Consider the following 19,730-nt stretch of genomic DNA (forward strand, 5'->3'; position numbering starts at 1 on the left):
TTCATTCTTAACGAGAGCGCAGGGTTAAGACAATGGATTGGACTGGCCGCAACCGGACGGCCCCGGACTGGACAACGCGGTCAGGAGGTAGCACCATCACGACTGTGACCACAAGACCCGCAGCCGAACAGCGCCTGGACGATCTGGCGCGCCTGCGCCGCGTGCGGGACCGCATTGACAGGGAGTACGCCCAGCCGCTGGACGTCGAGGCCCTTGCCCGCGGCGTGAATATGTCCGCCGGGCACCTCAGCCGGCAGTTCCGGGAAGCCTACGGCGAGCCCCCGTACGCCTATCTGATGACGCGGCGCATCGAGCGGGCGATGGCGCTGCTCCGGCGCGGTGACCTCAGCGTCACGGAGGTGTGTTTCGCCGTCGGCTGTTCCTCGCTGGGGACGTTCAGCACCCGCTTCACCGAGCTGGTCGGCATGCCGCCCAGCTCGTACCGGGCACAGGCGGCGGGGGAGGCGGCAGGCATGCCGCCGTGCGTGGTGAAACAGGTGAGCAGACCGGTCAGGAATCGAGAAGCGGTCCCGTCCGGCCGTACCTAGACTGGCGTCATGAACCTCACCATTCACTACACTTTCCTTCCACACAACGACGCCGACGCCTCCCTGGCGTTCTACCGCGACACGCTCGGATTCGAGCTCCGCAACGATGTGGGGTACGGCGGCATGCGCTGGCTTACCGTCGGTCCGCCCGATCAGCCCGGCACCTCCGTGGTCCTGGAACCGCCGGCTGCCGATCCCGGCATCACCGACGAGGAGCGGCGCACCATCACCGAGATGATGGCCAAGGGCACCTACGCCCGGCTGGTACTCGGCACCCCGGACTTGGACGCCACCTTCGACAAGGTGCAAGCCAGCGGGGCCGAGGTGGTCCAGGAGCCCACCGACCAGCCATACGGCGTCCGCGACTGCGCCTTCCGCGACCCGGCAGGGAACCTGATCCGCATCAACGAGGTCCGCTAGGTACTTCCAATCACCACTGGCGGGCGCAGCTGTTGCGCCCGCCCGATGGCGTGCGGCGTTACGGATGCCGCCACCACGCTTGCTGTTGCCGCAGCTGTTGCCGCAGCCGCGCCGACGAACAAGAATCAGACATGGCGCGCGAAAGCCGGCGGGCTCAGCCCATTACCGCTGAACAGATGGAGACACGATGACCACCACGACGAGGACAGACACGCAGCCGTCCGGACTGCACACCGCCGACGGCCATGACCTGATCCGTGTGCAGGGCGCGCGTGTGAACAACCTCAAGGATGTCAGCGTCGAGATCCCCAAGCGCCGCCTAACCGTGTTCACAGGTGTTTCCGGCTCGGGAAAGAGCTCCCTGGTGTTCGGCACGATCGCCGCGGAATCGCAGCGGATGATCAATGAAACGTACAGCGCGTTCGTGCAGGGCTTCATGCCCACGCTGTCGCGGCCCGACGTCGATGTGCTGGAGGGCCTGACCACGGCCATCATCGTGGACCAGGAGCGGATGGGCGCCAACCCGCGCTCCACCGTGGGCACGGCCACCGACGCCAATGCGATGCTGCGCATCCTTTTCAGCAGGCTGGGCCAGCCCCATATCGGCTCGCCCAATGCCTACTCCTTCAACATCCCTACGGTGAAGGCCAGCGGGGCGATCACCGTGGAGCGCGGCAACAAGACCAAGGCGGAAAAGGCGACGTTCAACCGGCTCGGCGGCATGTGCCCGCGCTGCGAGGGCATGGGCAACGTCAGCGACTTCGACCTCACGGCACTGTATGACGACAGCAAGTCGCTCAGCGGGGGCGCCCTGACCATTCCGGGCTACAGCATGGACGGCTGGTACGGGCGCATTTTCAGCGGGGCCGGCTTCAACATGGACAAGCCGATCAACAAGTTCACCAAGAAGGAACTCCACGACCTGCTCTACAAGGAGCCGACGAAGATCAAGGTCGAGGGCATCAACCTGACCTACGAGGGCATCATCAACAAGATCCAGAAGTCGATGCTGTCCAAGGATGTGGACTCGCTGCAGCCGCACGTCCGCGCCTTCGTCGAGCGGGCCATCACCTTCACGACATGTCCCGACTGCGGCGGCACCCGGCTCAGCCAGGAGGCTCTGTCCTCGAAGATCAAGGGCAAGAACATCGCGGACGTCTGCACGATGCAGATCACGGACCTGGCCGACTGGGTTCGCGGCCTGGACGAGCCGTCAGTGGCTCCGCTGCTGGCCGGGCTGCAGCACCTGCTGGACTCGTTCGCCGAAATCGGCCTGGGCTACCTCTCATTGGACCGGCCGTCTGGCACGCTGTCCGGGGGAGAGGCGCAGCGCACCAAGATGATCCGCCACCTGGGCTCTTCTCTCACGGATGTCACCTACGTCTTCGACGAGCCCACGATCGGTCTGCATCCGCACGATATCCAGCGGATGAACTCCCTGCTGCTCCAGCTGCGTGACAAGGGCAACACCGTGCTCGTCGTGGAACACAAACCGGAGAGCATTGCGATCGCCGACCACATCGTCGACCTCGGCCCGGGCGCCGGCACCGGCGGCGGCACCGTCTGCTTCGAGGGCACGGTTGACGGGCTGCGGGGGAGTGACACCATCACCGGCCGCCACCTCGATGACCGGGCGCAGCTCAAGGACGCGGTGCGTGCAGCTTCCGGCGCGCTGGAGATCCGCGGCGCGTCGACGAACAACCTCAAGAATGTCGACGTCGACATCCCGCTTGGTGTGCTGTGCGTGCTCACCGGCGTGGCAGGTTCCGGCAAGAGCTCCCTGATTCACGGCTCGGTGGCCAAGCGCGACGGTGTGGTGGTGATCGACCAGACCGGCATCCGCGGTTCCCGTCGCAGCAACCCGGCCACCTACACGGGCCTGCTCGAACCGATCCGCAAGGCGTTTGCAAAGGCCAACGGTGTGAAGCCGGCGTTGTTCAGCTCCAACTCCGAGGGCGCCTGCCCCACGTGCAACGGCGCCGGCGTCATCTACACCGATCTGGGCGTCATGGCCACAGTCGAGACCATCTGCGAAGAGTGCGACGGCAAGCGGTTCCAGGCAGCGGTGCTCGAGTACACCCTGGGCGGCCGAAACATTGCCGAGGTGCTGGCGATGTCCGTGGCGGAGGCCGAGGAGTTCTTCGAGGACGGCGATGCGAGTACGCCGGCAGCCCACAAGATCCTCGACCGGCTTGCCGACGTCGGGCTTGGTTATCTCACGCTCGGCCAGCCGCTCACCACGCTGTCCGGCGGTGAGCGGCAGCGGCTCAAGCTGGCAGCACAGATGGCGGACAAGGGCGACGTCTACATCCTCGACGAACCCACCACGGGCCTGCACCTTGCCGACGTCCAGAACCTGCTCGGCCTGCTGGACCGGCTCGTCGATTCGGGCAAGTCGGTAATCGTCATCGAGCACCACCAGGCAGTCATGGCACATGCCGACTGGATCATCGACCTCGGACCAGGGGCGGGGCACGACGGCGGCAGGATCGTTTTCGAAGGATCGCCGGGTGATCTGGTGGCCGGCCGTGCAACGCTGACCGGCGAGCACCTCGCGGCGTACGTCGGCGCCAGCTGACGGACCCTGCATGAATAAACCGGAGGTAATCGTGGAATGCTGACGAGTCACACGTTATGTCAAGTTAATTGGGCGAATTCGTCTTAATTGGGCGAATGCGTCTCGCGGGAAGCGCGTTGGCGGCGGTCCGAATAGTTGGCGAGATCCCACCAGATGCTTGGCCAAAAGCTTCTTACGGGTCGATGCACATGATCGGCTGTGGGAAATGAATCGAGTACGCGACCAGATGCGGTCCTGGCCACGACGCAAGCTGCGGCTGAAAACTGTCCGGCCGATATGGAGTTGAACCGGGTGGTGTACGCCATGTGGATCCGCGATGCGGGACGTGTATGCCCCCACTTCTGCGCCCCGATCGTTAACGCCGATAATCAGCATTATGTAAAGTAACCGCGAGGAGCGCACAGCGGGTGCAGAAACGACCCCCCTTGGCGGTGGCGCCCTCGATGACGCTCAGAGGCTTACTGGCCAGCGCAACCAACGCTTCGCGGTAGGCAGATCCACGCGAGAAACACCGGCCGACGCGATAGCTTGCGGACCATGGATGAGCCCTTTGTGCTTCACCGCAAACTGAAGGAGGCCGGTCAGTCCAGCGGTTCCGTTGCCTCGATCATGGAGAGCTCGGACGGCGTTCCACCGCCGGGCTCAACCGGCACTGCGAAGCCCTCGACCGAGGCCCCTCCCCCGGCTCGATCGCCACTTATTGCTCAAGTCGTCATGGGACCCTGTGCGCCACTGTGCGGAACGCACGTTTCCCGCTGGTGCCCCTGGAGCTTCGAATTCAAGCGTGATGACTGCTGCGGACCGCCTGCGGTGCGCAAACAAAGAACATTGGCTGCTCGACCTGGGCGAACGGCACGACGAGCCACCGACCACCATAAAACTCGACATACGAGTCCGGCGTGCACCTGGCGAAGGCTTCTTCGCGTGTCATCGTCATTCCTTTCCCAAGTAGGCTTCTGCAGTTCAGGACTGTCGTCACTCCAAGAACTGTTTTAGCTGCGACACCGTCCTGAAGTCCGGGTGATACCCTTAAGTCTAGACCTTCATTGATAAAGGTCAATAGACATTCAAGGTTAAATGTCACTTCATCGGGAGCCGGAATGGTCACTTGGAAAGAGCAGCTCGCCTTTGCCCCGCTCGAGAACGCGGACCGCGGCGAGGAGGTCGGACGCCGGCTTAGGCATGCCATCGAACTGGGAGTGCTCGAGGACGGCTCCCAGCTGCCCAGTGAAAGCTATCTTGCATCGAGGATGGGCGTTTCCACCCTGACATTGCGGGCTGCCCTGGCCGAGCTGCGCGGACTGGGCCTTGTGGAGACCCGGCGCGGCAAGGGCGGCGGAAGTTTCGTGAAGGCCAATACAGGGGACATCGCCCGCGTCCAACGCCAGTCTCTTGCCGGCTACTCGCTGGAAGACCTGCGCGACCTGAGGGAGTACCGCGCCTTCCTGGCCGGCAGCGCCGCAGCCGCCGCCGCGACGGCCAACCGATCCCATCGACTTTCGATGGGACGCCTGGCCTATACATCCACCGAGATCCGGGACTGCGACCATCCGGCGGACGCTATCCGGGCGGACAGCAAGTTTCACATCGAGCTCGCGGCCAGCTCAGGCTCAGTGAGACTCACCCGACAGGAAGTGGCACTGCAGGCCGAGGTGGGGCCGCTGATCTGGGTGGACCCCGCCCGGCATAAGGACGCGGCCGCAGAAGACCACGCCAAGATCCTCGAAGCGATCAGGAACGGCGACGTCGTCGGCGCCCGAGCCCTCGCTGAAGAACACGTCAGACGGGACATGAACCTGGTAATCGACGAGCGCATGCAGATGGACCATGTACCAACCAAATTGCCGTACGGTCCAGCGTCCGGCGACGACGCTGTAGCCGCCATCGAATCACTCGCCGGAATGTTTTACGGAACGGCTGCGACATCGATGCACGAGCTCGAGCAAGCGGTGCGTGCCAGCATCGGGTCCGGAGTCAGCAGAGACAAAGCCGATGCGGACATCTACGGGGCGGCCCGAAGGGCAGTGGCAATCGGCGTTCCACTTCTCTACGGGACCGGCTTCATTGCCGAGCAGTCCTACTTCGGCGAGAGTTGGATTGCCTGGTGCTACACGCCAGCGGGTCCGGAGTCACCTCAACGGCTCTACATCGACATGGACCTCTACGATGTCGTCACCGCGCCCTGGCGCCCCGATGATGCCGCCGATGACACCACCATCCACACCAGTCACGCGTACCTGGATGCGAGTGGAACGAACGAAAACATCATCACCTTCAGCAAGCGGGTCACCATCGCCGGAGAATATGTGGGAGCAGTCGCTGCCGACATCCGCGTCGGTCAACTCCAGGACGCGTTCGAGCCCCTCCTGCGGCGCCTACCGCCGAACACCTGCATCGTGGACCAGCATGGGGCCATCATCGCGACCAACACAGGCCGCTTCGTAGGCGGAACCGTCTCAACAGCCGACCAGGTCACCCGGCGAGGCCTTCCGGGAGTCCCGTGGTGGCTCTGTACGGGACTCTCCGAAGAACACGCGGACCAAGCTCCATAACGACCCCGCAGGGAGCAGGCACCAAGGTGTGCCGCTGGCAGGGCCTGCCTGTTGAAGCTACAGGTGCGAACCGACCCACCGCGTGCCGCGTCAACGGATGTGGACCCAACCAATGCCGCCACCGAAGCGTATGCCACCGCCGCATACCGCGCACGACCACTTGCCATGGAGCCATCGGCGCTCGGTCGCGGTACGGCAGGCGCTGATTTCCCGAGTGTCGGCTCCGGCACCGGCCTGCACCATGGCGGCCAACATGATACGGACATCCGTCTCGTAGATGTCCATCGAGTGGAAGTCGCGCAACTCGCAGCCGGCACGTCGCAGGCACGCCCCATCGTGCAGCCTGCGGGCAATTGCAAGCACTGCCTGGTCGTTGACGGTGACAGACAGGACAGGCGCAGCGAAGTCTTCTGCGGGGCAGGTGGGCGGCGCGGGATGATCCGCAAACGAATCGTCGATGAGGTCGTTTAGTGTGGCAGTCATGGCGTGCTCCTCGGCGCTCCTGTGGTTGTAGTTGTATCCCCCTCATTTGCAGCACCTCGCGATGCCGTCATGTTCACGTGTTTCAGAAGCAAAGCTACGGCACTTTAAACATCTAGTCCAGACGTTTTTTTATTGCATATTAGGTTAGCTGAGTGAAACGCCTACCGAAGTCTGAACCGGTTGCCGGTACAGATAAAGGACAGGTGCGATAAGTGAGCGCCGCGGGGGCCGCACTAAAAGAGTCAGCTATGGGTTTTTAAAGACGGCGCACTCCCCTGCCCGTAAGGTTCGAGAACGAACCCCGCAAGGCGCCGTGGCCGCCGTCGTCCGCTGGCCGGAAGGAGAGTGGTCCACACGGGGTGCGGGACCTCGAGTTCCTGACACCGGCACTGGCCACCGACCGGGCGGACATCGCAAGTGTCACCAAGACCATGACAGCCGTGGCAGTGCTCAAGCTCGTGGACGACGGCCTCATCGGCCTCGATGAGGTGGTCAACCATGCCATCCCGGGGTTCACGGCCGCGCTCGAGCCTCCGGGTCCGATCACCGTGAGGCAGCTGCTCAGCCAATCTTCGGGGATGCCCGAGGTCTATGGTGCGCTGCCGCATAAATGTTGACTCCCGCCCTGTCTGTCCCGGACACGACAGTAGCAGTCAGACGACGGACTATACCCGGGCCGCCATGACTGTCACGACGCCACCGAGCCGACTGTGTTTGAGGACCCATCCAATGAGTATTGGCGTCACCTCGTGAATGGCCAGATCGAGTCCACCTCCACGAGACCCCGGACAGGCTCTGCTAAGGATCAGTGCCTGAGCGGTGTTCCCGCACTCGCCCGAGCCACTCGGTAACCAGGGCCCTGAGAAGGCCGGGCTGCTCGTGCGGCAAAGCGTGTCCGGCGCGGTCGAGCACGGCGAAAGTGGCCCGCGGATAGTGCTCGAGCAGATCCCATTGACCGGAGTAACCCACCATGGAGTCCTGGCGGCCGGTGACGATGAGGACGGGGCCGGAGTACGGCGGGCCCGTTTCAGGACTGCTGCTGAACTGCCAGTGTTGGCCGATCCGCTCAAGTCCGGCCTCGTCGACCAAACCAAGGGCGGGGACAACATATGCCTTGTATCGCTCCAGCGTTGCCTGGGTCTGCACGACAAAGTAGTCGCGGTACACGCTCTCGTCGGCCGGCCCAAGCATCTCGCCCGGATCGACCGAGGAGTGCAACACCTGATGCACCGGAAGTTTTTGGGCGTTCTCGCCCAACGGACAGATCACCGCGAGCCCCTTCACCTGCCCAGGACGCCTCCCGGCGATGGCACGGGCGTAGTACGCTCCGGCCGAATGGCCTATAAGCCCGAACTGACCATTACCGATCACACCATCGACAAACGCGAGTAGGAGGTCAAGAACCTTATCGCCACTGTCCAGCGTCGCCGCCGGCGTGCGCCCCATGCCCGGCAGGTCAGGGTAGACGCGCCGGTAATCAGATAGCTCGCTAAATATCGGCTCCATGGCACCGACCATCTCCCGGTGATCAACGCCGGCACCGTGCAATATCAAGACCGGAGCCCCGTCTCCGTGCTCGACATAATGGACGGGTATTTCGCGTGTGTTGTACTCCACAGCGTCAGCCTAGTCTTGGCCCTGGGTCACTGGTAACCGCCCCTGGGTGGCGACAAGCAACCGGCCCGCTTCTCCCCCTCCAGGACCGGTACTCCGCCCGGGCCACAGCGTCAGCCGATGGCCTCCATAGCTTTTGACGTCAATCGGGTCCTGCGCGGCGGGGCTGGTCAGCGTTTCAGCCCACGTCACCCCTGGCACGTTCCGGCAACTGATCAACGCGGTTCACCGCGGGAATCTGGCATATAACTAGCAGGTGGACTAATGGAACACGTCGTCGGGCCTGGCTGTGGAGGTCGCATACTCCGGCCGCCCGAGCGGCCGGTACGTCTGAATGGTGATGCCCCGGGACGTGGTTCGGGAGCTGGCCAGCTCGAGCGCCATGTCCGGACCGGAATCGGGGAACAGCCGTGTGCCCTGGCCGACGACGACAGGATAGGTCACCAGGTCGAGCCGGTCCACCAGGCCGTTGGCCAACAGCCACCGGACGAGGGCACCGCTGCCCGGTACCAGCAGCTCCCCGTCGCGTTTCGCCTTCAGTTCAGCGATCGCAGCGGCAACGTCGCCCTGCAGGACAGTCGTGTCCGCCCACTGGGGATCGGTAAGGCTGGTGGACACCACATACTTGGGCCGGCTGTTCAGCGCGGCGGCGATCGGGTTCGTTTCAGGATTGGGCATCACTCCCCAGTAAGCCGCGAAGATTTCGTAGGTCCGGCGGCCGAAGAGGAACGCGTCCGCCCCGCCGTAAACCTGGTTGAGGTAGTCCCCGGCTTCGGCGTCGATCAGCGGGATCGCCCAACCGCCGCGCTCGAAGCCGCCGCTGCGGTCCTCGTCCGGTCCGCCCAACCCCTGCATCACGCCGTCAACCGAGACGTTGGTCGTGGTGGTCAACCTCATGTCGTGTCACCTCGTCGAACAACGGCCGCAGACCCCTGCTGGATCTGCGCTCCCGGCTACAGACAAGCACACTTGCCGTGGCCACGCGAGGGAAAAATGGGCACGGACGCGCACTGTCTGTGGCTAGGATGTGCCTGTGAAACCGAGAACCCGTCAGTGGCAGGCCTCCGCCAGCACGTCCGAGCCGTCCCCCGGTGTCTTTTTCGTTGAGGGACCAGCGTCCAACTGGGTCGTGGTCCGCGACGAAACCGGATTCCTGGTCATCGACAGCGGCTACCCGTCAGACCGTCCCCTGGTCCTTGAGTCCATCCGCCATCTGGGCCTGCGGCCGGCTGACGCCCGGGCGATACTCATCACGCACGGCCACATCGACCACACCGGGTCGGCGGCCTACTTCTCCGAAACCTACGGAACGCCCATACTGTGTGCGCCGGAAGAGCTGGCCCACGTCCAGGGCAGGGAAAAGCACCAGGTCACCTTGGGCCAGGTCGTCGTCCGCGCCTGGCGGCCCCGCGTGTTCCGCTGGATGGCCCATGCCATCAAGGCGGGAGCCCTCAAGGCGAAGCCGGCAGCGGATGCCCGGGCCTGGAGCGCCGACACTCTTAAGAAGCTTTCCGGCAAGCCGGAGGCCGTCCTGCTGCCGGGCCACACCCCGGGCAATGTCGCGATCCTGTTTCCCGAAGCCGGCGCCATAGCCGTCGGTGATTCCTTCGTCAGCGGCCATCCGCTGAGCGGGACACGCGGACCCCAGATGCTGCACCCAATGTTCCACACCGACCCCGTCCAGGCGCTCGCCGCCACGCACCGCCTGGACGGCATCGACGCCTCGGTGGTGCTGCCGGGCCACGGCGCCGCGCTCCGCATGCCGCTGGCCGACGCACTGGCAGCGTCGCGGGGCTAGGAATAACGGCTCCCGTCGCATAAAATGAATGACGTTCATTTATATTGGTCCTGCCCCGCACAGGGGTGGGCCCGACGCCGTTCCAAACCGAAGGAGCCACCGACAGTGACGCCGGGGACAATTACAGGGAAAAACCATGATGCGCGCGACCTGATAGGGACCGAGGTGCGGGTGGAACGGGCAGGAACGGTCATCCGTGTGGGCTACGTGGAAACCGCTACCCCGTCCGGGGAACTGTTCTGGATCAGGGCCAACGGGTGCGAGCCCCGTGAACTGTTCGGCTCGGCGCTGGGTCACACGGTTGTTCCTGTGTCCGAACCTGACCGGGTGGCCGGCTGAATTCCTGCCCACACTAGAGAGGGAGCCTAGGAACCGGAGCCGCCACTGCCGGAACGGTGGTTCACCTCGGCGGTCAGCCGGTCAATCCGGTCAACTGCGGCGTCCAGTTTTGAGACAGTCGACCACAGGGCAGGCTGCTCTTCCCGGACCTGTTCCGGGGTGCGGCCTGCAGAGGTGAGCGCAGCCAGGTCGAAACTCACGTTGGTCCGCGCGCCGGTCACCGCCGCCCTGAGGGCCCCGAAGGCGACGACGACATCGGCAACCAACGCCGGGTTCCCGTTGGACGCCAGCCACGCCAGATCCGCAATGGCATCGATGGCGCGCTCCCCGAGCACGGCAGAGGCCTTGGCAGCGTCCACGGATGCCCGGTGTATCGCATCCTCCCGTGCCGGCCCCGGATCCAGCCGGAAGGCGGCGCCAAAAGCCTGGGACGCTGAAGCGTCCTCATCGGCCAGCCGCAGTGCCGTTTCCCGCAGCGACCGCACCCGCGCGTGAACATCGGCCAGTTCCTGCCGCTGGCGCCCGTCAGCCTCCGTATATCCGGCCACCATGGACGCCAGTGATGCGGCGATGGCAAGCATGACGCCCGCGCCGGCGCCGCCACCAGGGGAACCGACCGACTGCGCCAGGGCCTGCGTCCAATCCTCAACTGTCGAATGCTGGGTCGTCACCGCCATCGAATCATCACTCATGGCACCAGTCTGCCCCACGCCGCATTTCGTGACCGGCCCAAAACGCCTTGGGAACAACGCTGACAGAAAAAATGGACGACGGCGGGGCCTCCCGCCGTCGTCCCCCGGAGACTTTCCCGGCCGGGTGCTACCGGTAAACGCGTACCCAGTCGACGATCATCTGTGTTTGGTTGGTGATGGTTCCGTCCGGGAACCAGTCAAGCTGCAGTGTCTGGTGCATTCCCACAGTCGGCAGGTGGGACGGGTTCGTGTCGATGTACCACGGGACACCGTCGATGTAGCCGGTGATTCCGGTCCGGGTCCACTCGACGGCGTAGTTGTGCCACTGCGTAAGGTCGATGGCCTTGGCCGCCCTGGTCTGATAGTTGGACTTGGTGCAGGCGTAATGCAGGCTGAACTTGATCACGTTGACATTGCCCAGCGCCTCCGCGTAATCAACTTCGGCGCAGTTCGGCGACTTGTTGTCGTTGGGCCAGAGCAGTACTACGGGGTGGTATTCCACATCCCGGACGCTGGTCCTCATCCGGGTTTCCCAACGACCGTACTTCTGTTGGGCGAACTTGGCCGATACCCCGCCCGTTGTGCCGTGTGAGTCGCCCGTGATGAAGAGCGCCCCGCTGGCAACTTTCACTGCTTTAGGGCTGCGGATCCCGTTGCCGGCGTGGCCTACACTGTCGTACACCTTCCACTTCAGCGGGTTGGGCGGTCCCAAATAGTTGAACTCGTCGCCGGCAACCACCGGACCCCAGTTGCGCAGGACTGCAGCCTGCACATTCGGCACGACGGTGGCGGCGAACGCGCCGCCCCCATGCCCGGCGGAGAAGTTTTCGTCCAGATTAACTGCCGCCACATTCAAAGCAACGGCCGCGATGATTGCCGTTGCCAGCTTTCGCCTCCACAGCATGTCCTCACCTCGGTTTGCAGCCCTCGCAGCGCCCCGCCCAACGCATCCTGTTCAGTACCTTGCCGACAGGGTACTGACAGTAACTTGGGAAAACCTTGGGGTGGCGGCAGGCGGCCCGCCGGGTGACTACCCGCCGTCGTAAGCCCGCTGGAGGTCAGCGATATCCAGCTTCTGCATGCCCAGCATGGCTTGGACGGCGCGCTGGGCCCCGGCCGGGTCGGGCCCGTTAACGAGCTGGCTGAGGACTTTCGGGACTATCTGCCACGAGACGCCGTACCTGTCCTTGAGCCAGCCGCACTGGCTCTCGCTCCCGCCGTCCGTGAGGGAGTTCCAATAGCGGTCAACCTCTTCCTGGGAGGCGCAGTCCACCACGAAGGACACCGCCTCGTTGAAGGAGAACGCCGGTCCCCCGTTCAATGCCTGGAACCCCTGGCCCTGGATTTCAAATTCGACGACGACGGCCTGACCGTCCGGGCCTGGGCCGCCCTCGCCGAAGCGCGAGATGCCGGTGATCGAGGCGTTGTCGAAGACTGACACGTAGTATTCGGCTGCTTCCTCCGCCTGGGTGTCGAACCACAGGCAAGGTGTGATTTTCTGCACGCCGTTCTCCTCCTTCGTGGCGCCGGAACCCTCCGTTCAGGCGTGGGCGCCTGGACAGCTCCTGCCCATTCCGCCCTGAGACTAGTCCGGCCATGGGCCGGGGACAACGGGCCCGGGACAGCGGGCCGGGGACGGCTCAGGCGGGCGTCACGGCGTCGGGCGAGTGGCTCACCAGCCCGACGGTGTTTCCTTCACTGTCCCTGATGAACGCCATCCATTCGTCCGTGCCTGCGGGGCCGAGCCGGGCATCATCGTGGTGGAAGATCACGTGCGGTGCGCCCACCACCTCCACTCCCCTTGCTTCCAGCTCCGCGACACGTGACCGGACGTCGCTGACGTTGAGGTAGATCAGCGACGACGGCGCTCCCCGCTCCAGCAGCAAACGGACGCCGTCGAGATCGAAGAACAGCAGCCCCGGCGGGTCGAAGACCGCGGCCGGGGCAGCGCCCAGGAGGGCGGAGTAGAACTCCGCCGCACGCTCAAGGTCCTCGGCATGCTGTGCGATCTGGGTGAGCTTCACCAGGCCTCCTTCAGGGGTGCACACAGGTTCTGCCTGACATCGTCACGGCATAATCGCGCCGGGGCAAGAGCCGCCAAAAACGGATAGGCTCGGAAGCATGCCTTCCACAACAGACCGTTCCGGAACACGGGCAGTTCCGGCCGTCACAGCAGCCGCAGCGGCGGCCGATGCCATCCTCATCCTGATTTTTGCCGCCATCGGCCGCGATGCCCATGCGCGCGGTGAATCGGTGACCGGAATCCTTTCCACCGCGTGGCCCTTCCTGGCCGGGGCAGCGGTCGCCTGGCTGCTGCTGCGTATCTGGCGGCGGCCCCTGGCGCTGTGGCCGGCCGGGGTGGCCGTCTGGCTGGGCACCGTGGCCATCGGCATGGTGCTGCGGGCGCTGACGGGACAGACGGTGGTCCTGCCATTTGTGATTGTGGCCCTGCTGAGCCTGGCCGTGTTCCTCCTCGGCTACCGCCTCATCGTCGCCATAGTTCTCCGTCTGCGCCCACGCCCCCGCGCCTGACTCCATCCGGCCCGCCCGGCGGGTGGCCACCCATGTACCGGCCAGCCCATGTATTAGGCTGGCAGCACAGCTCAACAGATCCGGAAGGGTTCACAGTGATCACCGCATTCGTCCTGATCAAGACAGACGCCTCGCGCATCCCCGAAACGGCCGAGGAGATATCTGCCATTGAGGGCATCAGCGAGGTCTACTCCGTCACCGGGGAATGGGACCTGATCGCCGTTGCACGCGTGGCACAGCACGAAGATCTCGCGGACGTCATCGCAGACAAGCTGTCCAAGGTGCCCGCCGTCGTGCACACCACCACCCATATCGCTTTCCGTGCTTACTCACAGCACGACCTCGATGCCGCGTTCGCGCTGGGATTCGAGGAGTAGCCGTCCTGTAATCAACCCGGTTGGGAACGTCAGAGGGCCGGGCACCCGCAGGTGCCTGGCCCTCTGACGTTAATGCCTTGGGATGTTGGGAGTCCTACGCCTGCGAGAGGCTGACCCATTTGTCGAGAACCGCAGCGGCGGCGCCTGAACCAATGGATTCCGCAGCCCGGTCCAGCGCAAGCTTCATGCGGTCTGTGAGCGTGCCGTCCGCCTGAAGGTCGTAGGCAACCAGGCCCGCCGCCGCGTTCAGCAGCACCGCGTCCCTGACCGGGCCCGTTTCCCCGGCCAGGACATTGCGAACGACCGCGGCATTCGCCTTGGCGTCGCCGCCGCGCAGCTGCTCCACGGTGGCCTGACGGATCCCCAGGTCCCGGGGCGAGAATGTCTGTTCGGTCACCTCGCCGCCGCGGATTTCCCACACGGTGGACGGCCCGGTGGTGGTCAGCTCGTCCAGGCCGTCGCTTCCACGGAACACCAGGCCTCGGCTGCCGCGCCGCGCCAGGACGCCGGCCACCAGCGGCGCCATGCGGGCGTTCGCCACGCCTACTGCGGAGGCCTGCACCCGGGCGGGGTTGGTGAGGGGCCCCAGGAAGTTGAACGCTGTGGGGATCGCGAGTTCACGCCTGGGCACTGCGGTGTGGCGGAAGGACGGGTGGAAGACCTGGGCGAAGCAGAACGTGATGCCCGCTTCCTCGGCGTTCCGGGCAACGTTGGCGATGGGGAGATCAAGCCTCACACCCAGCGCTTCCAGGACGTCCGCGGACCCCGACGACGACGACGCCGCCCGGTTGCCGTGCTTTACGACCTTTGCGCCCGCCCCGGCACAGACCAGGGCAGCCATGGTGGAGATATTAACGGTGTTGAGTTGGTCACCGCCGGTGCCAACGATGTCCAGTTTTTCGCCGGTGATGGAGATCGGATTGGCATGGGACACCATGGCGTCCACCAAGCCGGCAATCTCCTCCACCGTCTCGCCCTTGGCGCGCAGCGCAACCAGAAAACCGGCGATCTGGACGGGCGTGGCGGCGCCCGACATGATGGTGTCCATGGCCCATGCCGTACTGTCCGCGCTCAGGTGGTCGCCGTTCAACAGTGCCGAGATGAGGCGCGGCCAGGTGTTGCCTGCCGGTGCGGATACCTGAGAAGTCACCTCCTGATGCTATCGAGGAGCCCGTCGCAAAGACCAATGTGAACGGCGCCGGGAACTTTTCAGCGCGATTTCGCGTCTTTGTAGAAAAAGTCTCCGCAAAAGGCGGTTTGCGTTGGGCAAGCCGAAGTTTTACAGACATAATGTCTATGTGACATCTGCGACCCATGCCCCCAGTACCCCTGCGCACCCCACGCTGAACCGCCCGAATATGGTCTCCGTCGGGACCGTCGTCTGGCTCTCCAGCGAGTTGATGTTCTTCGCCGGCCTCTTCGCCATGTACTTCACACTCCGGTCCACTTCCGGCCAGTTGTGGGCTGAAGAGACGGCCAAGCTCAACTTCCCCTTTGCGCTTGTTAACACCATCGTCCTCGTGGCAAGTTCCTTCACTTGCCAGATGGGCGTTTTCGCCGCCGAAAGGCTCCAGCCGCGACGCAGCGGCGGGCCCCTCCAGTTCACGCGCTGGGGCATGATCGAATGGTTCACGCTGACCTTCCTCATGGGCGCATTCTTCGTTGCCGGCCAGACCACGGAATACGCCATGCTGGTCTCCGAGCACGTGTCGCTGTCCTCGAACGCCTATGGCTCCGCCTTTTACATGACCACCGGCTTCCACGGCCTGCACGTCATCGGCGGCCTCGTGGCCTTCCTGCTGATCATGGGCCGCGCCTTCGCCGCCAAGAAGTTCGGCCACTTCGAGGCGACCTCGGCCATTGTCACCTCTTACTACTGGCACTTCGTGGACGTCGTGTGGATTGGCCTCTTCCTGGTCATCTACGTCCTCAAGTAGTCCGACTTTCCTCTCTCTTCTCCAAGAGAACGTATTTCAAGAAGCGGCTCACGGAGCCGACGCACGATCGAATAAAGGAACCACCACGTGAAGGCACTCTCGCAGAAGCGACGTCACCCACTGGCAGCAATAGCCCTGCTGTTGATGGGCCTCCTCCTCACTGGTGGGCTGTACGCCGTTGCCACCACCGTCAACGAGGCCAAAGCCAGCACTGCAGAGTTCACCGCCAGCGATACACAGGAAGGCCAGAAGCTCTTCGAAGCCAACTGCGCCACCTGCCACGGCATGGGTGCCAGCGGAACGCAGGATGGTCCCTCACTGGTCGGCGTCGGCGCCGCCGCTGTTGACTTCCAGGTCGGCACCGGACGCATGCCCATGCAGATGAACGGCCCCCAGGCCTACAAGAAGCCGGCCCAGTTCAACGACACCCAGACCCACCAGCTGGCCGCCTACGTTGCTTCGCTGGGTGCAGGTCCGGCCATCCCGGCCGAGGAATACCTCGACGAAAAGGGCGATGCCGCTAAGGGTGGCGAGCTGTTCCGCACAAACTGCGCCATGTGCCACAACGCTGCCGCTGCCGGCGGTGCACTGACCCGCGGCAAGTTCGCCCCCGCGCTGGCCGATGTCTCCGGCAAGCACATCTACGAAGCCATGGTCACCGGTCCGCAGAACATGCCGGTGTTCAGCGACTCGAACATCACGCCCGAAGGCAAGCGCGACATCATCACCTTCCTGAAGCAGATTGAAGCGAACGGCTCCCCGGGTGGCGCAGACCTGGGTGCCCTGGGCCCCGTCTCGGAAGGCCTGTTCGTGTGGATCGCGGGCCTGGGCGTCATCATCGCCTTCACGATCTGGCTGACGTCCCGTACGTCCTAGCCAACCCGGCACAAAGAATGTCCTGCTGATCACTCAGCAGGTTTGGAACTGAACATTAACTCGGCAAAGGCCGAGACGAGAGAAGGATGAGGCGAATCATGGGCAACCATAGTGACGGCAGTCCGAACCACTCGGGCACCGTAGCTACGGCTGGTCAGCATGAGGTGGAGAAATTCCAGGATCCTGGAATTCCCCCGCACCGCTTGCGCCTGGCTGACACGGACCCGAAGGCCGCCAAGCGGGCAGAACGGCAGGTTGCTGCACTGTTCGCAATCTCAGTCGTTGGCACCATCATCTTCCTGGTGGCGTACTTCGCCATCGATTTGGGAGACGACTCCAGCGTTGCGACGATCCGGCTGCAGAATGCGCTGCTGGGCATCGGAACGGCGTTCGCGATGCTCGGCATCGGTACCGGCATCGTGCACTGGGCCAAGGCCCTCATGCCGGACCACGAAGTCTCCGAGGAACGCCACGCGATCCGCACGGAGGACGACCGCCAGGCTGCGGTCCGCATCGTCGACGACATCGTGGAGGAAACGGGCATCAAGCGCCGTCCCCTCATCCGGAACACCCTGCTTGGCGCAGTCGCACTGGCACCCCTGCCGGCCCTCGCCATCTTCGGTGACCTCGGACCGCGCCCGGACGACAAGCTGGCGCACACCATGTGGGCTCCGCAGGACGGCAAGCTCAAGCGCCTGACCCGCGACCCCGATGGCACGCCCATTAAGGCCTCGGACGTCACCATCGGTTCCGCCTTCCACGTCATCCCGGAAGGCCTCAACGAACTGCACGAAGGCAAGCTCAACGAGAAGGCCAAGGCCGTCGTTCTGCTGATGCGCCTCAACCCGCAGGACCTCCACATCTCTGCGGGCCGTGAGAACTGGAGCTACAACGGCATCGTTGCCTACTCCAAGATCTGCACCCACGTCGGGTGCCCTGTTGCCCTTTACGAGCAGCAGACGCACCACCTGCTGTGCCCGTGCCACCAGTCAACCTTCGACCTGACCCAGGAATGCAAGGTTATCTTCGGCCCGGCCAGCCGCCCGCTCCCCCAGCTGCCCATCGCAGTTGACGATGAGGGCTACCTGGTCGCCACCAGCGACTTCAAAGAACCTGTAGGACCAAGTTACTGGGAGCGTGATGAGCATGACCGCCGCATCAACAGCTGAAGCCCCCGCCTACGTAGCCACCACTAAAACCGGACGCTTTACTGACTTCGTCGACGAGCGCGTCGGCGGATCCGGTATTCTCCGCGAATTCGGCCGCAAGGTATTCCCGGACCACTGGTCCTTCATGTTTGGCGAGGTGGCGCTGTACTCCTTCGTCATCCTGCTGATGTCGGGAACCTTCCTGACGTTCTTCTTCGATCCGTCCATGGCGGAGACGCACTACGCCGGCTCCTACACGCCGCTGAAGAACGTCGAAATGTCCGTGGCGTACAGCTCCTCGCTGGACATCTCCTTCGACGTCCGCGGCGGACTCTTCATGCGCCAGGTCCACCACTGGGCAGCACTGCTGTTCGTGGCCTCCGTGGCAGTGCACATGCTCCGCGTGTTCTTCACCGGTGCGTTCCGCAAGCCGCGTGAAATGAACTGGGTAGTTGGTGGTGTCCTGCTGATCCTGGCCATGGCTGCCGGCTTCACCGGCTACTCCCTCCCCGATGACCTGCTGTCCGGCAACGGCCTGCGCATCATCGACGGCGTGATCAAGTCGATCCCCGTGATCGGCACCTACATCTCGTTCTTCCTGTTCGGTGGAGAGTTCCCCGGTACGGTCATCATCAGCCGCCTCTACACGCTGCACATCCTGCTCGTGCCGGCACTGATCCTGCTCATGATCGTCATCCACCTCTTCATGGTGGTTGTCCACAAGCACACGCAGTACCCCGGCCCGGGCCGCAACGACCACAACGTCGTTGGCTATCCGCTGGGCCCGGTCTACGCTGCAAAGGCCGGCGGCTTCTTCTTCATCGTGTTCGGTGTCATCGCGCTCATGGCTGCGTTCTTCACCATCAACCCGATCTGGAACTACGGCCCCTACGACCCCTCCCCCGTGTCCGCAGGCACGCAGCCTGACTGGTACATCGGCTGGGTTGACGGCGCACTGCGCCTGATGCCCGGTGTGGTCAGCGGCTTCCACTTCGAGTACATCATCTTCGGCCACGTCCTGACGCTGAACGTCCTGCTTCCGGCACTCGTTCCGGCAGGCGCTGTGTTCACCGTGCTGTTCACCTACCCGTGGATCGAACGCTGGATCACCAAGGACAACCGCGAGCACCACGTCCTGGACCGCCCGCGCAACGCTCCCACGCGTACGGCTATTGGCATGGCCGGCTTCACGTTCTACTGCGTCATGTGGGCCGCCGCTAGCTCCGACCTCATTGCAACGCACTTCCACGTGGCACTGAACGACGTCACATACTGGCTGCGCGCGCTGTTCTTCCTCGGACCGATCATCGCGTTCGTCGTCACCAAGCGCGTCGCCCTGGCCCTGCAGCGCAAGGACCGCGAAATCGCCCTCCACGGCCGCGAGACCGGACGCATCGTCCGCCTCCCGCACGGCGAGTTCATCGAGGTGCACGCCCCGCTGGACGAGTACAAGCGCTACAAGCTGGTTGGCTTCGAGTCGCCTGCACCGCTGCCCGCACAGCCGAACGAGCACGGCGTGGTGACCCGCAAGGAAAACCGCCGCGCCAAGCTCTCCCGCTGGTTCTTCGAGGACAGGGTCGCCCCGGCAACGCCTGCCGAACTGGAAGCCGGCCACGGCCACCACGAAGCGGTTGAAGCCGGCGAAGGACAGAAGACCCTGAGCCACTAAAAAGCCAGGCTTCTAGAGTCTTCACCCGAGCAGCACACAGAGAAGGGCCCGGCCGCCCCGGCCCGGCCGGGGGTTTGGTTTTGGGGCCCCCGGGTTGGAGTAGAAATATTTTAGCAGGGGCCAGCCCCCCAAGGCGCCGATATACACGCTACAGCAGGCGGTGAAAC

22 protein-coding genes are annotated in these 19,730 nt (G+C 64.2%); 13 read left to right on the top strand and 9 right to left on the bottom strand.

Annotation, left to right across the window (positions count from 1 at the left end):
* Nucleotides 1-104 precede the first annotated feature (104 nt).
* From ACFTSA_RS09830 to ACFTSA_RS09840, 3 genes are all read left to right on the top strand, one after another.
* Nucleotides 105-548 (top strand): helix-turn-helix transcriptional regulator, encoded by a 444-nt coding sequence (locus ACFTSA_RS09830; RefSeq protein WP_377951078.1) that lies wholly within the window; start codon nucleotides 105-107, stop codon nucleotides 546-548.
* Nucleotides 549-557: 9 nt separating this feature from the next.
* Nucleotides 558-968: a VOC family protein gene (locus tag ACFTSA_RS09835; protein WP_377951079.1), complete on the top strand. Its 411-nt coding sequence runs from the start codon at nucleotides 558-560 to the stop codon at nucleotides 966-968.
* Nucleotides 969-1,155: 187 nt separating this feature from the next.
* On the top strand, nucleotides 1,156-3,546 hold the full coding sequence (locus tag ACFTSA_RS09840; RefSeq protein ID WP_377951080.1) for an ATP-binding cassette domain-containing protein: 2,391 nt from the start codon (nucleotides 1,156-1,158) through the stop codon (nucleotides 3,544-3,546).
* 778 nt (nucleotides 3,547-4,324) lie between these two features.
* On the opposite strand, the gene ACFTSA_RS09845 is transcribed toward ACFTSA_RS09840, so the two are convergent.
* Nucleotides 4,325-4,477: a hypothetical protein gene (locus ACFTSA_RS09845; protein WP_377951081.1), complete on the bottom strand. Its 153-nt coding sequence runs from the start codon at nucleotides 4,475-4,477 to the stop codon at nucleotides 4,325-4,327.
* Between the two features lie 169 nt (nucleotides 4,478-4,646).
* Here ACFTSA_RS09845 and ACFTSA_RS09850 point away from each other — a divergent pair, with 169 nt between their 5' ends.
* The gene (locus tag ACFTSA_RS09850) at nucleotides 4,647-6,098 is read left to right on the top strand and encodes a GntR family transcriptional regulator (RefSeq protein WP_377951082.1); all 1,452 of its coding nucleotides are present in this window, start codon (nucleotides 4,647-4,649) and stop codon (nucleotides 6,096-6,098) included.
* A 90-nt stretch (nucleotides 6,099-6,188) separates the two neighbouring features.
* Here the strand turns inward: ACFTSA_RS09850 and ACFTSA_RS09855 are convergent, their stop codons facing one another.
* Nucleotides 6,189-6,581, bottom strand: a complete 393-nt coding sequence (locus ACFTSA_RS09855; RefSeq protein WP_377951083.1) for a hypothetical protein — start codon at nucleotides 6,579-6,581, stop codon at nucleotides 6,189-6,191.
* A gap of 359 nt (nucleotides 6,582-6,940) precedes the next feature.
* On the opposite strand from ACFTSA_RS09855, the gene ACFTSA_RS09860 reads away from it, so the two are divergent.
* Nucleotides 6,941-7,198: a serine hydrolase domain-containing protein gene (locus tag ACFTSA_RS09860; RefSeq protein WP_377951084.1), complete on the top strand. Its 258-nt coding sequence runs from the start codon at nucleotides 6,941-6,943 to the stop codon at nucleotides 7,196-7,198.
* A 181-nt stretch (nucleotides 7,199-7,379) separates the two neighbouring features.
* On the opposite strand, the gene ACFTSA_RS09865 is transcribed toward ACFTSA_RS09860, so the two are convergent.
* Nucleotides 7,380-8,198 carry an alpha/beta fold hydrolase gene (locus ACFTSA_RS09865; RefSeq protein WP_377951085.1) on the bottom strand — a complete coding sequence of 273 codons (819 nt, stop codon included), beginning with the start codon at nucleotides 8,196-8,198 and terminating at the stop codon, nucleotides 7,380-7,382.
* Nucleotides 8,199-8,456: 258 nt separating this feature from the next.
* Nucleotides 8,457-9,092: a dihydrofolate reductase family protein gene (locus ACFTSA_RS09870; RefSeq protein WP_377951086.1), complete on the bottom strand. Its 636-nt coding sequence runs from the start codon at nucleotides 9,090-9,092 to the stop codon at nucleotides 8,457-8,459.
* 136 nt (nucleotides 9,093-9,228) lie between these two features.
* On the opposite strand from ACFTSA_RS09870, the gene ACFTSA_RS09875 reads away from it, so the two are divergent.
* Both ACFTSA_RS09875 and ACFTSA_RS09880 read left to right on the top strand, forming a co-directional pair.
* A complete protein-coding gene (locus ACFTSA_RS09875; protein WP_377951087.1) occupies nucleotides 9,229-9,993 on the top strand; it encodes an MBL fold metallo-hydrolase in 765 nt (254 codons plus the stop codon).
* Between the two features lie 105 nt (nucleotides 9,994-10,098).
* On the top strand, nucleotides 10,099-10,332 hold the full coding sequence (locus tag ACFTSA_RS09880; protein ID WP_377951088.1) for a hypothetical protein: 234 nt from the start codon (nucleotides 10,099-10,101) through the stop codon (nucleotides 10,330-10,332).
* 26 nt (nucleotides 10,333-10,358) lie between these two features.
* Here the strand turns inward: ACFTSA_RS09880 and ACFTSA_RS09885 are convergent, their stop codons facing one another.
* The 4 genes from ACFTSA_RS09885 to ACFTSA_RS09900 form a co-directional block, all read right to left on the bottom strand.
* Entirely contained in the window at nucleotides 10,359-11,024 is a 666-nt protein-coding gene (locus ACFTSA_RS09885) for a cyclodeaminase/cyclohydrolase family protein (protein WP_377951090.1), read from the bottom strand.
* A 127-nt stretch (nucleotides 11,025-11,151) separates the two neighbouring features.
* Nucleotides 11,152-11,928, bottom strand: a complete 777-nt coding sequence (locus tag ACFTSA_RS09890) for a glycoside hydrolase family 16 protein (protein ID WP_377951091.1) — start codon at nucleotides 11,926-11,928, stop codon at nucleotides 11,152-11,154.
* A 126-nt stretch (nucleotides 11,929-12,054) separates the two neighbouring features.
* The gene (locus ACFTSA_RS09895; RefSeq protein ID WP_377951092.1) at nucleotides 12,055-12,528 is read right to left on the bottom strand and encodes a VOC family protein; all 474 of its coding nucleotides are present in this window, start codon (nucleotides 12,526-12,528) and stop codon (nucleotides 12,055-12,057) included.
* A 136-nt stretch (nucleotides 12,529-12,664) separates the two neighbouring features.
* Nucleotides 12,665-13,048 carry a VOC family protein gene (locus tag ACFTSA_RS09900; protein WP_377951093.1) on the bottom strand — a complete coding sequence of 128 codons (384 nt, stop codon included), beginning with the start codon at nucleotides 13,046-13,048 and terminating at the stop codon, nucleotides 12,665-12,667.
* Nucleotides 13,049-13,145: 97 nt separating this feature from the next.
* Between ACFTSA_RS09900 and ACFTSA_RS09905 the strand changes: the two genes are divergently transcribed.
* Together ACFTSA_RS09905 and ACFTSA_RS09910 are read left to right on the top strand one after the other, a co-directional pair.
* A complete protein-coding gene (locus ACFTSA_RS09905; protein WP_377951094.1) occupies nucleotides 13,146-13,556 on the top strand; it encodes a DUF3054 domain-containing protein in 411 nt (136 codons plus the stop codon).
* Nucleotides 13,557-13,651: 95 nt separating this feature from the next.
* Nucleotides 13,652-13,933 carry an Lrp/AsnC family transcriptional regulator gene (locus tag ACFTSA_RS09910; protein ID WP_003800871.1) on the top strand — a complete coding sequence of 94 codons (282 nt, stop codon included), beginning with the start codon at nucleotides 13,652-13,654 and terminating at the stop codon, nucleotides 13,931-13,933.
* A gap of 94 nt (nucleotides 13,934-14,027) precedes the next feature.
* Here the strand turns inward: ACFTSA_RS09910 and trpD are convergent, their stop codons facing one another.
* Entirely contained in the window at nucleotides 14,028-15,083 is a 1,056-nt protein-coding gene (trpD, locus tag ACFTSA_RS09915) for an anthranilate phosphoribosyltransferase (protein WP_377951095.1), read from the bottom strand.
* A gap of 112 nt (nucleotides 15,084-15,195) precedes the next feature.
* Here trpD and ACFTSA_RS09920 point away from each other — a divergent pair, with 112 nt between their 5' ends.
* The 4 genes from ACFTSA_RS09920 (at nucleotide 15,196) to ACFTSA_RS09935 (ending at nucleotide 19,563) form a co-directional block, all read left to right on the top strand.
* Entirely contained in the window at nucleotides 15,196-15,870 is a 675-nt protein-coding gene (locus ACFTSA_RS09920) for a heme-copper oxidase subunit III (RefSeq protein ID WP_331568655.1), read from the top strand.
* Nucleotides 15,871-15,957: 87 nt separating this feature from the next.
* On the top strand, nucleotides 15,958-16,746 hold the full coding sequence (locus tag ACFTSA_RS09925; RefSeq protein ID WP_377951096.1) for a c-type cytochrome: 789 nt from the start codon (nucleotides 15,958-15,960) through the stop codon (nucleotides 16,744-16,746).
* Between the two features lie 98 nt (nucleotides 16,747-16,844).
* Nucleotides 16,845-17,915 (top strand): Rieske 2Fe-2S domain-containing protein, encoded by a 1,071-nt coding sequence (locus ACFTSA_RS09930; protein WP_331568651.1) that lies wholly within the window; start codon nucleotides 16,845-16,847, stop codon nucleotides 17,913-17,915.
* Nucleotides 17,893-19,563 (top strand): cytochrome bc complex cytochrome b subunit, encoded by a 1,671-nt coding sequence (locus ACFTSA_RS09935; RefSeq protein WP_377951097.1) that lies wholly within the window; start codon nucleotides 17,893-17,895, stop codon nucleotides 19,561-19,563. The genes ACFTSA_RS09930 and ACFTSA_RS09935 overlap by 23 nt, the downstream gene beginning before the upstream one ends.
* Nucleotides 19,564-19,730 lie beyond the last annotated feature (167 nt).

Source organism: Arthrobacter sp. NPDC057013, assembly GCF_042674585.1.
Lineage (GTDB): Bacteria > Actinomycetota > Actinomycetes > Actinomycetales > Micrococcaceae > Arthrobacter.